The organism is Photorhabdus sp. RM96S, assembly GCF_042879335.1.
Lineage (GTDB): Bacteria > Pseudomonadota > Gammaproteobacteria > Enterobacterales > Enterobacteriaceae > Photorhabdus > Photorhabdus kayaii.
The window spans coordinates 118,372-131,666 of record NZ_JBHFKT010000009.1; the positions used below are offsets into that span (position 1 = coordinate 118,372).

Annotated in this window: 7 protein-coding genes, 3 tRNA genes and 1 pseudogene; 4 read left to right on the forward strand and 7 right to left on the reverse strand. The window is 47.5% G+C overall.

What is annotated here, in order from left to right; genetic code table 11:
• The first annotated feature begins 15 nt into the window (after nucleotides 1-15).
• The gene (locus ACGF49_RS07825; protein ID WP_387490435.1) at nucleotides 16-6,387 is read left to right on the forward strand and encodes a S8 family serine peptidase; all 6,372 of its coding nucleotides are present in this window, start codon (nucleotides 16-18) and stop codon (nucleotides 6,385-6,387) included.
• Between the two features lie 219 nt (nucleotides 6,388-6,606).
• On the opposite strand, the gene argA is transcribed toward ACGF49_RS07825, so the two are convergent.
• Entirely contained in the window at nucleotides 6,607-7,941 is a 1,335-nt protein-coding gene (argA, locus tag ACGF49_RS07830; RefSeq protein WP_113041569.1) for an amino-acid N-acetyltransferase, read from the reverse strand.
• A gap of 244 nt (nucleotides 7,942-8,185) precedes the next feature.
• On the opposite strand from argA, the gene amiC reads away from it, so the two are divergent.
• Nucleotides 8,186-9,430 (forward strand): N-acetylmuramoyl-L-alanine amidase AmiC, encoded by a 1,245-nt coding sequence (gene amiC / locus ACGF49_RS07835; RefSeq protein ID WP_113041570.1) that lies wholly within the window; start codon nucleotides 8,186-8,188, stop codon nucleotides 9,428-9,430.
• Between the two features lie 76 nt (nucleotides 9,431-9,506).
• Here amiC and ACGF49_RS07840 read toward each other — a convergent pair.
• From ACGF49_RS07840 to ACGF49_RS07860, 5 genes and pseudogenes are all read right to left on the reverse strand, one after another.
• A pseudogene (locus ACGF49_RS07840) lies at nucleotides 9,507-9,662 on the reverse strand (DNA-binding protein); the annotation flags it as partial.
• 12 nt (nucleotides 9,663-9,674) lie between these two features.
• A complete protein-coding gene (locus tag ACGF49_RS07845; protein WP_262977662.1) occupies nucleotides 9,675-9,977 on the reverse strand; it encodes a type II toxin-antitoxin system RelE/ParE family toxin in 303 nt (100 codons plus the stop codon).
• A gap of 193 nt (nucleotides 9,978-10,170) precedes the next feature.
• A tRNA-Met gene (locus tag ACGF49_RS07850) sits at nucleotides 10,171-10,247 on the reverse strand.
• Nucleotides 10,248-10,276: 29 nt separating this feature from the next.
• Nucleotides 10,277-10,353, reverse strand: a tRNA-Met gene (locus tag ACGF49_RS07855).
• A gap of 90 nt (nucleotides 10,354-10,443) precedes the next feature.
• A tRNA-Met gene (locus tag ACGF49_RS07860) sits at nucleotides 10,444-10,520 on the reverse strand.
• Between the two features lie 223 nt (nucleotides 10,521-10,743).
• On the opposite strand from ACGF49_RS07860, the gene mltA reads away from it, so the two are divergent.
• Together mltA and tcdA are read left to right on the forward strand one after the other, a co-directional pair.
• Nucleotides 10,744-11,841: a murein transglycosylase A gene (gene mltA, locus ACGF49_RS07865; protein WP_113041573.1), complete on the forward strand. Its 1,098-nt coding sequence runs from the start codon at nucleotides 10,744-10,746 to the stop codon at nucleotides 11,839-11,841.
• A gap of 48 nt (nucleotides 11,842-11,889) precedes the next feature.
• The gene (gene tcdA, locus ACGF49_RS07870; RefSeq protein WP_228899950.1) at nucleotides 11,890-12,702 is read left to right on the forward strand and encodes a tRNA cyclic N6-threonylcarbamoyladenosine(37) synthase TcdA; all 813 of its coding nucleotides are present in this window, start codon (nucleotides 11,890-11,892) and stop codon (nucleotides 12,700-12,702) included.
• A gap of 66 nt (nucleotides 12,703-12,768) precedes the next feature.
• Here the strand turns inward: tcdA and csdE are convergent, their stop codons facing one another.
• A complete protein-coding gene (csdE, locus tag ACGF49_RS07875; RefSeq protein ID WP_262977660.1) occupies nucleotides 12,769-13,278 on the reverse strand; it encodes a cysteine desulfurase sulfur acceptor subunit CsdE in 510 nt (169 codons plus the stop codon).
• Nucleotides 13,279-13,295: the final 17 nt, after the last annotated feature.

The following is a 13,295-nucleotide window of genomic DNA, read 5'->3' on the forward strand; positions in this document are numbered from 1 at the left end:
AAGGAAATAACGAGTATGAAAAAGAAATATACTGTAACCTATAAAGTTGCTCCGATGGGGGCGAAATATATTTATCAGGCCGATAAAGTAAAACACAAAGCTGGAGACGTACATTCTTCATTTGGCGGTCATATGTGGTATGTTTTAAATGACGGCAACGGGAATAAAGCGAGTTTTGGCTTCGAGTCAAAGTATGACCAAATGCTTGGTGAAGGGAACATAACCATTTATGATGATGCGGCCTACCAACAGACTTCTTACGAAACCACCGTAGAATTGACTGAATTTCAGTACAACAGGTTAAAAGTTTTTTCAGAAGACCCATCGTTAGTTGGATTTGATGCTAAGCATTACAACGTGGCTAAAAACAGTTGCGTGGATTTCGTATTTGCATCATTAAAAGCCATTGGCTATAACGAAAAAGGTTCCAAGGGAGAACTGTTCCCTAATAATAATCCTATGCATTTGCGTGATATGTTGCAAAATAATGGAAGTCGAATTATCCGTGACAACTTGAGTCGTTATATTCGTTATAGTGACTTTTATTATCTGGACGATGAAAGTGGTCGAGCGTGTTTATGGCTTAGGCCAGAGGATACGAAAATCACTCTACCGATGAAGCCATTGATTAACATCGATATCGTGTCCACGCCAAAACCTCTGCGGCATATTCAGGGCGAAAACAAAGCTCAGCAGGATGTTGCTAACGGGTTTATACAAAATTCTGCAACACATAAAATATCTGCCGTCGGGGATATGCTCAATAAAACAGACTTTGCCTCCACCCAGATGGCAGGTCTTGCCACCGGTGGTATTCGTCCCGGTGAAATGCAGCTTGACCCCAATGTCCGACCTAACACTTATCTGTCAGAGTTCTATAAGCCTTTCTACCAACCCGGGGACACTAGTAAGCTGGATTTCGGCTTACGTAATGCTGTGACGTTGAACGGCTTGTCGGCGATGACAACGTTTAACACTTATGTTGACCCGCTGTTATTGGATCTGAGCGGCAATGGTGTGCATATGACTGACATTCGTGACGGCGTGCTTTTCGACATGGACAACAGTGGCACGCTTAAGCGTAGCGGCTGGGCGGATCGCAATACGGGAATACTGGTGATCGATGATGGTAGCGGTCAGATAAAAAATGCCAGCCAGATGTTTTCCGAATACTACGGTGGCAAGGCTGGGATAAACGGTGCTGCTGGCGAAAAAAAATTCAAGGAGGGTTTCGGTGCCTTAGCCAGTGAAGATGCCAACAAGGATGGAGTGATTGATCCGACTGACCCGATCTGGAGCAAGCTGCGGGTCTGGGTCGACAGCACACACGATGCAAAAGTTGATGCGGGCGAACTCAAGACACTGGCGGAATTGGGTATTACTCAGATAAGCGTCCGAGCTTCGAACAAAACAGACGTCCGTGATGGGAATAAAGTTGTTGCCAGTGGGTCGTTTACTATCAATGGTAAAGCTCAGGAAGTGCTGGCCGTCGATTTTCTCGGTGACCCCGTCAGCAATACCCTAAGTACTGAGGGAGCGGGCACGCGAGTGACCTCCACACACAACGATATCACAACCACGGCTTACGCCAGTCAGAGTGAAACAGATGAAACCCTAAATGCGGAGCAACTGGGAGTCAGCAATCTGTATGGTGGCAGCGGCAATGATACGCTGATTGCGGCAAAAACTGGCAGTTGGCTGGTCGGGGGCGCAGGGAGCAATACCTATGTCGGTGGTACCGGCGATGATGTTTTTGTTATCAGCGCTTCTGACGATACGAAAAACATTCACGGCAATGGCGGGCACGATACGGCGATCATTGTCGGTAACCAAGGCGTGGAGCTGAACATGGGTCAAGCCAGTTTAACCATCGCCGAAGGTGGGAGCGGCAACGATACTATCATAAGCGGTAGTGTCAACGGTGTCTTTATCAAGGGGGGCTCCGGCAATTCGACTCTGATAGGTGGCATGGGTAACGACGTCCTGGTCGGCGGCAGCGGGCGCAACACCATCGTTGGTGGCACGGGTAAGTCGGTTATCTATGCCGGTCCTCAGGGTGACACAGTTTACGCCTCCCAAGGCGGCAGTATTATTCACGCCGGTGGCGGCGATGATAAGATTTTTGGAGGCTTTGGTGACGACGTGATCGAAGTGGGTCACGGCAATGCTACGATTGATGGGGACGGCGGGATCAACATCGTCAGCCTGCACGGTAACCACGGCGATTATCAAATCACCCGTACCGACAGTGGGTATGTGGTGGCCGATAAGGTCGCCGGGCGTGACGGCACGGTTACGCTGAAAAATATCCAAAAACTCAATTTTTCAGATATTTCGGCGGTTGATTTACAAACACCCAATGCGATGCCTGTCGAGGATGTCCTGACCCACGACAAGGACGGCAAGGTTTTTGATCGTACTCAGCCACATCTGATTGCCGCAGAAAGTCTGCTGGCTAACGATCAACACCTTAACAGTCAGGGTGCCCTGCGCATTGCCAATGTTGGGGATGCGATAGGCGGTACGGTCAAACTCACAGCCCAGGGCGATGTCTTGTTTACGCCGGATGCAGATTACACAGGTGTAATTAGCTTTAAATATGGTGTAACTGACGCAGCTGGTAATCCGTCAGCATCGGTAGTCGATCTGAGTAGTGGGGAAACAGCGCCGATGCGCGCCGTTGCTACATTATTGACCCCGGAAGTCCCGCTCGATCCCTTGGCTGCTCAACAATGGTATCTGAGCGATGCCAACATTCTGCCGGTCTGGAAGGACTACACCGGCAAAGGGGTACGCATTGGTCAGTTCGAGCCGGGCGGTAAGTTTGCTACCGCGCCTGAAATATTTGATGTCAATCACCCCGACCTTGCGGCGAATGTTGACAAAGCTTGGTTGCAGACTCAACAAACCAATGGCACTTTGCCGAACGTGGTGTCGAACCACGCGACAATGGTGGCGGGTGTGATGGTCGCGGCGAAAAATAATAGAGGTGGCGTCGGGGTTGCCCATGATGCTACGTTGGGCGGCTATTATCTGGCCAATGACGGTGCCGATCTTGCGGGACTGGGACATATGGTCAGTTTTGACGTTGCCAACAATAGCTGGGGATTTGCCAACGATTTCGTACTCAGCAGCTTTCAGGACGGCTCTATAGATACTGCCGCGTCGCTGAGCATGAATGCGCAGTACGCGGCGGCCAATGGTCGTGGCGGATTGGGTACCGTCATCGTGGCGGCGGGCGGCAACCACCGTGCAGAAGGCGGCAATGCCCAAGGGTCACTGACCAATAACAACCGCTTTTCGGTGGAAGTCGGTGCAATCAACGCACAGGGCGATTTGTCGACTTTGCAGATTGGCTCCTCTCCGTTCTCCAACCCGGGAGCCAGCTTGTTGGTTTCGGCACCGGGCAGCAATGTCGTGTCTACCAGCTATATGCTGAAAACCGAACGTGGTTCAACTTTCGGCAATGACTACACCAGCATGCAAGGCACCAGCTTTGCCGCTCCGATAGTCTCCGGTGTTGTTGCGTTGATGCTTGAGGCCAACCCGAACTTAGGCTATCGGGATGTGCAGCAGATCCTTGCTCTATCCGCTCGCAAGATCAATGACCCCTCTACCGCATGGAGCGATAATAACAGCCATAGCTGGAATGGCGGCGGCATGCATACCAGCAACGATTACGGTTTCGGTCAAATCGATGCGCGAGCCGCTGTTCGCTTGGCTGAGTCTTGGATGACTCAAAGCACCGCTGCCAACGAGTTCGTCTATAGCGCATCCAGCGGCCCTTTGGGGAAAACCTTGGCAGCAGGTGAAACGCTGACGTCATCCATCGCCATGAATGCCGGTCTGAATGTCGAACATGTCGAGATCGATTTTGACGCTCAGGTAGGCCGTCTTGGCGATCTGACGCTCAAACTGATCTCTCCTGATGGCACTCAGAGCATATTGCTCAATCGTCAGGGTAAGGTTCCAGACGGCATGCCGGGCGCGAGTGCGACTGATCTAGGTAGTAGCCAGTCGGGGACGTTCAAATACAGCTTTATGTCGACCCATGATTTTGGTGAACGCTCGGCTGGCAACTGGACCCTACAGGTGAGCGATGCGAATTCCGGCCTGCCGGTCACATTAAATGCCTGGTCGCTACGTTTGTACGGCAGCAAGAGCACCTCGGATGACACTTACTTTTACACCGACGAATATATCCAATCGGTGGTCGGGCAGGCCAACCGCGCGGTGTTGGATGATGCGGCGAATGGCGTGGCGGGAGGGCGTAATACTCTCAATGCGGCGGCTGTTTCGCGGGATACCTCGGTCAACTTGCTGACTGGCGTTGCCAACATTGGCGGCACAGCGTTGACAATAAAGAATCCGTCGGGCATTCAGAACATTGTCACCGGCGATGGCAACGATACGTTAGTCGCTGGTAATACCGACGCATTGCTTGATGGCGGGCGTGGAAACAATACACTGGCAGGCGGTGCGGGCAAGGACTTCTTTGTGGTCCACCGCCGTGAGGCGGGTAGCGATATCATTAGCAACTTCGAGGCGGCTCATGGCGAGATCATCGATCTGGTCGGATTTCGTGGAAAAACGTTTGCCGATCTGTTGCTGACGCAGCAGGGGGCGGATGTTAAGGTCGATCTGGGTAAGGGGCAGAGCATTGTCCTGAAAAATCAGACACTCGCCGGGATCGGTGCGGCGAACTTCAAGTTCCAGGACACCTTTATCGCCCCGGTGGCTTATACGAGTAGCGACGCCTCAACGCTCCAGCCACAAGAAGGCTTGGGAACCGTGATCCTTAAGGGCGGCGGCAAGGGCGTCATGCTCACTAGCGATGCTCAGGGTCAGATGAAATTTAGCTTGAATGGGACGATCTATAGTCATGACAGTGCGGCGTCAGACGTTTTTGTGGTGGCAGCCCAATTGGGCGTCAAGGACTACAAGAATGCATTACGTGGGTTCCGTCACGGCATTGATAAAATTGATTTGAGTCAAACCGGAGTCACTGATTTCAGCCAACTCACAATTGCTAAGAGTCATCGTGGCACGATCAACGGCCTGTCACAAATTCATGGCGTTGAAGTTATCTTTAATGGGGCCAGCGGTACTGATTCAAACGTGAAGTTGCTGTATCTCGATACCCTGGATATTTCGCAGGTCGATGCGGCCGACTTCCTTTTTGCGGAGCTTACGCCGGATTTGGTCCCAACGGTCAAGCCAGTGGTGACGCAATCTCTTGATAAACCGACGGTGACTGTACCGGGTTCATTGACACCAATTGTCGACCCTCTTGGCGTTGATAAGCCTTTACCACTTTCCCCTATCGACCTGAAGCCGATTAGTATTCCCCCAAGGAAGCCGGTTAGCATTCCCCTTATTGACTGGAATCTGACTAAAATTTCTTCTATTGATATTGACCGGGATATGATTAAAGTTACCCCTGTTGAGCTGAATCCGACCAGAATTAACACTGGCCTTGTCGACCTGAGGTCGCGTTTTGACCAGAATGTTGACCGGATGTCACTGATTGACCGGAAGCCGATTAGCACTCCTCCTGTTGAGCCGCGCACAACGCTTAACGTTCCGAAAATTGAGCCAGCAGTGGAACCTACACCGGTGACCACTGACCCTAATTCCATTACGGTCCAAAAAACTTTTGGCGAGGTTACCTTGGGGGACGAGAGTAAGACTGTCAATGTGAAAGCCGTGGGCGTCAAAATGGTTGCGGGTAACGGTGACAATACAGTCAATGTGGCAGAATCGATGTCAAATATTACGCTGGGTAATGGTAATAACGTCATTGTCGGAGATATCGACAAACTAACAGTCGGACATGGTAACAATAGTATCACTGATACAGGAGGGAGGGCGACAATGAAGGTAGGGGACGGTAATAACCATATAGTGTCTAGTGGTACTATGTCGCGAGTGGAAGTAGGGAATGGTGATAACCATATCGTGACCAGCGGTACTATGTCGAAAGTGAAAGTCGGGGATGGTAATAACCATATTGTGACCAGTGGTACTATGTCGACGGTAGAAGTCGGGCATGGGGACAACGATTTGGAATTTAGTGGTAAGATGGGGAATTTAGTGTTCGGAAAGGACATCAGCCCTGAGCGTCTGTGGTTCCAGCATGAAGGGCAGGATCTGCAAATTTCGGTCATTGGCAGCAAGCAGGAGGTCACACTGCATAATTGGTATGCCAGTTCTTCCGAACGACTAGGTAGCATCATGGCGGGTGACGATCATCGGTTGACGGACCGTAATGTCGAAAATCTTGTCCAGGCGATGGCTGCCTTCGCGCCGCCGACACCTGCGACCACAATGCTCGGCGATGTCGAGCAACAGCGGCTGCAACCTGTGCTGGCAGCCAACTGGCACTGATCGGTAACAAGGCCCGCGATGGTTATCGCGGGCCTTTATAATAAATAGGTGAATCGCGCCGTTTAAATGTAAGCGCCCCAGATGAGGACGCCTGTCTTTCGACGGGCAAAATGTTCAACTTTTGGGGCGCACTTCAATTGGGCTAGGGTTTACGGGGTAATTGTTAAAAACAGATGGACGTCGGGTAATTGATTATTTTATCAGTCCGTTGCAGGTTTATCACTGTGGTTCCAAATTCAGCATAAGAATCTTAGAACGGCGCTGATAGTTATATAACACTTGTTTCTGAATCGGTAGCATTGAGAGTTCTGCGGGTTCAAAACCTCGCTCTTGGAACCAATGAATGCTGCGGGTAGTCAGAACAAACAGTTTTTCTAGTCCGAACTGTTTGGCGTGTTCCGCAATGCGATTCAGTAATACTTCACCTCTTAAAGAGCTGCGGTATTTAGGATGAACCGCTAAACAAGCCATTTCGCCAATTTTCTCCTCAGGATAAGGGTAGAGCGCAGCACAGGCGATAGTCAGGTTGTCGCGTTCGATAATGATGAATTTATCAATTTCTCTCTCAAGTTGTTCTCTTGAACGGCGAACCAGAATACCTTGTTGTTCCAGTGGGCGAATAAGTTCGAGAATACCACCAATATCATTGATGTTAGCGCGGCGTATTTGTTCTGCACTTTCCATCACTATTTGAGTGCCAATACCATCTCGGGAGAATAATTCTTGAAGTAGAGAACCATCTGCCTGATAACTTAATAAATGGCTGCGACGAACGCCACGACGGCAAGCTTTTACTGCACTTCGTAAAAAACGGACTGTACCTGAATAGTAGTCACCTTTGACTTCTTGCTCTTTAATCAGTTCCGGTGCTTGATTAAGAAAAATTTCCGATAGAATTTTTCCGTCTTTGTCTTGTACGCCTTGAGTAGAACAGAAACCAATCAGTTTTTCAGCCTGTAGTTTGATAGCCAACTGAGTAGCAACATCTTCAAATGCCAGATTAAAACTCTCTCCGGTAACAGAAACCGCAACAGGGCCAATTAGCACGATTGCGCCATTGTCTAATTGGCGATTTATGGCATGTTCATCGATACGGCGAATTTTTCCGCTGTGGCAATAATCCACACCATCATCAACGCCAAGAGGTTGAGCAATAATGAAGTTACCGCTGACAACACTAATATTGGCTCCTTGTAACGGGGTATTATTCAGGTTCATAGAAAGACGTGCGGTAATATCCAGTTGCAGCAAACCAGCAGATTGTTTGACTAATTCTAATGTTTTATTATCGGTTACACGGGTATGTTTGTGGTAAATCGGTTTGTAATGATGGTCTGCAAGATTTTGTTCAATTTGAGGTCTGGCGCCATAAACGACGACCAGGCGGATACCCAAACTATGCAGTAACCCTATGTCGTTGATAATATTGGTAAAATTTTCATGAGCAATAGCCTCTCCACCAAGCATAATAACAAAGGTTTTACCACGATGTGCATTGATGTACGGAACAGAATGACGAAATCCTTCAACTAATTCGGTGCTGCGTTCTTTCATAACAGACTCTCGATTGAATTTTTATTCGTAATTTATGCTTTTTTATTCCTTTTGAGAGAAAATGGCAAGAGGCAATTCAGATAAAAACATTTTCATATACCTGTAGACGTTAATAATTTGCAAAATATAAGATGCTGTTTATTGATGACAGCATAATGCCGATTGGTTAAAGTTTTTAATTCGATCGTTTCTTTGGTGAATATCACCCTGAGTGTTTGTATTTTATGAATGGAATATTAAGTAGATGAGTCATTCAGATCATAATCTGTCACGACGTCGTTTGTTGCAGGGAGCCGCAGCGATGTGGTTACTTAGTGTTAGCCAGGTGGGTTACGCAGCGTCAGCAAATGTTATAGCGGTACGTATTTGGCCAGCATCCAGTTATACCCGTGTGACTCTTGAATCCAATATTCCACTCAAATATCGCCAGTTTGTGTTAAAAAATCCAAATAGAATTGTGGTTGATCTTGACGGTGTACAACTGAATCACACTCTAAGCGGGATGGGGGAGCAGATTCAATCCCGTGATCCTTATCTTAAACTGGTGAGGGTAGGGCAGTTTAATCCTAAAACTGTTCGCTTGGTGTTCGAAGTTAAGCAATCGGTCAACCCACATATGTTTATTTTGAAACCAGTGGCGAAATTTAAACATCGTTTGGTATTGGATATTTATCCGGCAGCGAGGGTTAATACGGATGATGATCCATTACTTGCTCTACTTGAAGAGTACAATAAAGGTCATTTAGCAGAAGATTTACCAGTGGAAAAGCCAAAGTCAGGTAAAGCAGGTAAAGACAGGCCGATCATTATCATGCTTGACCCTGGACATGGCGGGGAAGATCCTGGCGCTATTGGCAAATATAAAACTCGTGAAAAAGACGTTGTTTTGCAAATTGCCCGTCGATTAAAAACGCTTATTCAGCGTGAACCGGGTATGAAAGTTTATATGACCCGTAATGAAGATGTGTTTATCCCGCTAAAAGTCCGGGTGGCAAAAGCGCGTAAAATGCGAGCTGATCTCTTTGTTTCTATTCATGCTGATGCCGTTACTAACCGAGTTGCCCGTGGTTCTTCGGTTTTTGCACTCTCGACTAAAGGTGCAACCAGTAATACCGCACGTTTTCTAGCCCAGACGCAAAACGAAGCTGACCAAATTGGCGGAGTAAGTAAAAGCGGTGATAAGTATCTGGATCATACGATGTTTGATTTGTTACAAACTGCGACAATCAATGACAGCCTTAAATTTGGTAGCGAAGTGCTTAAGCGTATGGGCAAAGTGAATAAATTGCATAAAAATCGGGTGGATCAAGCTGGATTTGCGGTACTGAAAGCACCAGATATCCCTTCGATTCTGGTAGAGACTGCGTTTATTAGCAATTTGGAAGAGGAGCGGAAACTGAAAACCGCACGTTTCCAGCAGCAAGTCGCAGAGTCAATTTTTGCGGGTATCAAAGCTTATTTCAAGAATGGTGGTAATTTGGCAATTTGAGCTTGCCGCTATGGGTAATTTTTGCTGTTAAACAGGGAAGGAGGCTATTTTCCTTTAGCCTATACTCCCCCCCTATTTAGTGGGTAGTGATAGGTTGAACTGCCAGGCGCAAGCCCATGACACGCAGAATCGCGCTTAGACTTCTAACTTCCGGGTTGCCCTCGGCTGACAAGGTGCGATAGAGCTGGTTCGGATTCAACTCAGCTTCCTTGGCCACGTTACGAACTCCGCCGAAAGTGTTCTCCTATCTGTTTCTACTCTTCCATTCACGCCAGTATTCACATGCTTTGGCTATGTCTGCGTTTTGCTTACGTTTGTCGCCGCCACAGAGCAGAAGAACTACAGTTAAGCCAGATTTGGCGTAATAGACACGATACCCCGGCCCTATGTCAATGCGCAGTTCCCAGACACCTTCGGACAAGGGGTTGTGATCGCCAAAGTTACCCAGTTCCATGCGCATAATGCGTCGGTCAATGGCAATTTGAGCCTTGGTGTCACGTACTTGTTCTCGCCATTCTTCAAAGACATCACGTCCGTTGTTGTCGATATATTGTTGTCGATATAGTGTCGTATCTCATTCATGGCTTTGTTATCGTTTATAAACGATAATCTGTCAAGCCAGAAATGACTATATGTGGATATTTATCATTAAACTGAGAGCAGATACGATGGCGACAAAATTATCTAAAAGTCATTATGAAGTTGCTTTTGGAGTTTGTATGCTGAAATGCATAAAGAATTGGTTGCGGGGGCCGGATTTGAACCGACGACCTTCGGGTTATGAGCCCGACGAGCTACCAAGCTGCTCCACCCCGCGTCCGTATAGATATTCTGAGTAGCGAAAATTGGTTGCGGGAGCCGGATTTGAACCGACGACCTTCGGGTTATGAGCCCGACGAGCTACCAAGCTGCTCCATCCCGCGTCCGTATTAGAACCTACTTTGTATTTTCCTGCATCACTAGCGCCTGCTGGAATCGGTTCCATTCGCAAATATTGAACTACTTTATAGTATTGGTTGCGGGAGCCGGATTTGAACCGACGACCTTCGGGTTATGAGCCCGACGAGCTACCAGGCTGCTCCATCCCGCGTCCGATGCGGGCACTATACTCAGGATAAGATCTGTTGCAAGTTTTTTTATTAATTATTGTTTGTTTCGTTACGTTTTTGATTAGTTACTCTGCGTATTGATGTTTTTCTATTCGTTTGTGTCGTTGTTTTGTTAAGTTATTTTTTTTATGGTAAGTTTCATCGTTTCTATTGGTTTAGTATTTTGTTCGCCACAGAATTATGTTGGTAAGAGAGAAAACAACAATGAAATACTGGGGTAAGTATCTGTTGTGTGGAACCGTGATTTCACTGTTGGTTGGATGTCATTCTCGCCCAACAGAACAGGGCCAACAATATAGAGATGGTCATATTGCTCAGGATTTACGGCTGGTTAATCAACCTAATGCGCAGGGTAAGCCAGTTAATGCAAAGGATTTTTCAGAGCAGGTTGCGCTGATTAGTCAGTCTGCTCCTCGTCTGTATAATCGTAATAGTTTAACTTTTGACGCTGTTCAAAACTGGATGCTAGCGGGTGGTGAAACCAGTAAGTTGAATCTGTTTAATTTACGCGCTTACCAGATGGAAGGTGTGGATAATTACGGTAACGTCCAATTTACCGGCTACTATACGCCAGTGTTACAAGCTCGTCGTGTTAAACAGGGGGAATTTAAATATCCTCTGTACCGGATGCCGCCTAAGAGTAAATACCGTTTACCAAGCCGAACTGAAATAGACAATGGCGCTCTTAGCCCCAGTCTGATTATTGGTTATAGTCGTTCACTGATTGATAATTATATTATGGAGGTACAAGGGAGTGGTTATGTCGATTTTGGTGATGGTGAGCCATTGACTCTTTTGGGTTATGCCGGTAAGAATGGGCATATTTACCGGAGCATTGGCAAGTTGCTGATTGAGCGCGGAGAAATTGCGCAGGAAGATATCTCTATACTGGCGATTCGTAAATGGACAGAATCTCACAGTGAGGCAGAAGTCCGTGAGCTGTTGGAGCAGAACCCATCATTTGTTTTCTTTAAACCTGAAAACTATGCGCCGGTACGAGGTGCGAGTAGTGTTCCTTTAATTGCAAAAGCTTCTGTGGCCGCTGATAAAATGCTTATTCCACCAGGAACAACCCTGTTAGCAGAGATACCTCTGTTGGATAGAGAGGGTAAATTTACCGGTCAGTACCAGATGCGGCTGATGGTTGCATTGGATGTTGGTGGGGCGATAAAGGGACATCATTTCGATATCTATCATGGTATTGGTGGGGCGGCGGGTATAGCGGCCGGTTTCTATAACCACTATGGTCGGGTTTGGGTGTTAAAAAAAGCGCCGCCGACCATGTTGATGGTAAATCAGTGATTGCTTTTCATAAATTTTATAACAGGTTTTCAGGATTGATATTCAGTAATGCAAACTTCTCTTTCTGATGCATATATGCAGCGCTTTGCGGGGACTGCCCGTTTATATGGTCAAAAAGCGCTCTCTTTGTTTTGCCATTCTCATGTTTGTGTCGTGGGTATCGGTGGTGTTGGCTCCTGGGCGGCTGAGGCTTTGGCTCGTACAGGAATCGGTGCGATCACCTTGATTGATATGGATGATGTTTGTATCACCAATACCAACCGCCAATTACATGCTTTAAAACAGCATATTGGGCAACCAAAGACTGAGGTGATTGCCGAGCGTATTCTGGCAATTAATCCAGAGTGCAAAGTGACTTGTGTTGATGATTTTCTCACACCCGATAATGTTGAAGAGATGATGGCGGTTGGATTTAGTTATGTGATTGATGCTATCGATAGTGTCAGGCCGAAAGCTGCGCTGTTGGCTTATTGCCGCCGCCATAAAATTCCGCTGGTGACAACCGGTGGAGCAGGAGGGCAACTTGATCCTACACAGATTCAGGTTGTTGATTTGGCAAAAACGGTTCAGGACCCTTTAGCGGCTAAACTGCGAGAAAGGCTGAAATCTGATTATCGTGTTGTGAAGAATGGCAAAGGTAAATTGGGCATCGATTGTGTGTTTTCAACCGAGCAATTGGTTTATCCGCAGAGTGATGGTTCTGTTTGTGCCGCGAAAAGTACCGCAGAGGGAGCTAAGCGTATGGATTGCGCTTCTGGTTTTGGTGCCGCAACGATGGTCACGGCGACATTTGGATTTGTTGCGGTTTCCCATGCCTTGAAAAAAATGGTGGCTAAAGCGCAACGTCAGGGTGATCTTTGATATACCCGTTATCTTTCAAGTTGCCTCTTTGTTGGCGGCACTCGCTCACCCCGGTCACATAGTTACCTATGCTTCCGGGGATTCACTCCCTTGCCGTCGCGATCCATCTTGAAATCCATAGGGTATATAAGATGTTGCGGCGTTCTGCACAGTATTGATTAGCGATTTGACGCCGTTTAACCGTGAGCCACTTATCTGTTGTTCCAGCCCTAGTTGGTGGAACAGTGCCAATAGGTTAGTTGCTAAAACTTGTTCCGGTGTTTTGCCTTCTACGGCAGTTAAGATTACCGCCAGCAGGCCTTTTACAATGCGGCCTTCGCTGTCACCATAAAAATGTAAATCGCCATCTGGTAGTAATTGATGCCCTAACCAAACCCGGTTTTCACAGCCGGACATTTCAGTGTCTTGCTGTTTCAAGTTCTCTGGTAATGCGGGCAGTTTCTTTGCCAGTAAGATTAACTGGCGATAACGATCTTCCCATTGGCGGCATTGGTCAAAGGTTGCAATGAGCTGTTGTTGGCTGATTTCCCGGCCAAATGGGTGTGGTGCAATCCGGTTTTCAGCGGTTTGAGTCATAATGTCATTCGTCCTGT

Bases quoted from the DNA above. Each gene is read 5' to 3' on its own strand.
- tcdA (WP_228899950.1), top strand. From the start codon at position 11,890: ATGCAAACTTCTCTTTCTGATGCATATATGCAGCGCTTTGCGGGGACT.
- amiC (WP_113041570.1), top strand. From the start codon at position 8,186: ATGAGTCATTCAGATCATAATCTGTCACGACGTCGTTTGTTGCAGGGA.
- ACGF49_RS07825 (WP_387490435.1), top strand. From the start codon at position 16: ATGAAAAAGAAATATACTGTAACCTATAAAGTTGCTCCGATGGGGGCG.
- mltA (WP_113041573.1), top strand. From the start codon at position 10,744: ATGAAATACTGGGGTAAGTATCTGTTGTGTGGAACCGTGATTTCACTG.
- csdE (WP_262977660.1), bottom strand. From the start codon at position 13,278: ATGACTCAAACCGCTGAAAACCGGATTGCACCACACCCATTTGGCCGG.
- argA (WP_113041569.1), bottom strand. From the start codon at position 7,941: ATGAAAGAACGCAGCACCGAATTAGTTGAAGGATTTCGTCATTCTGTT.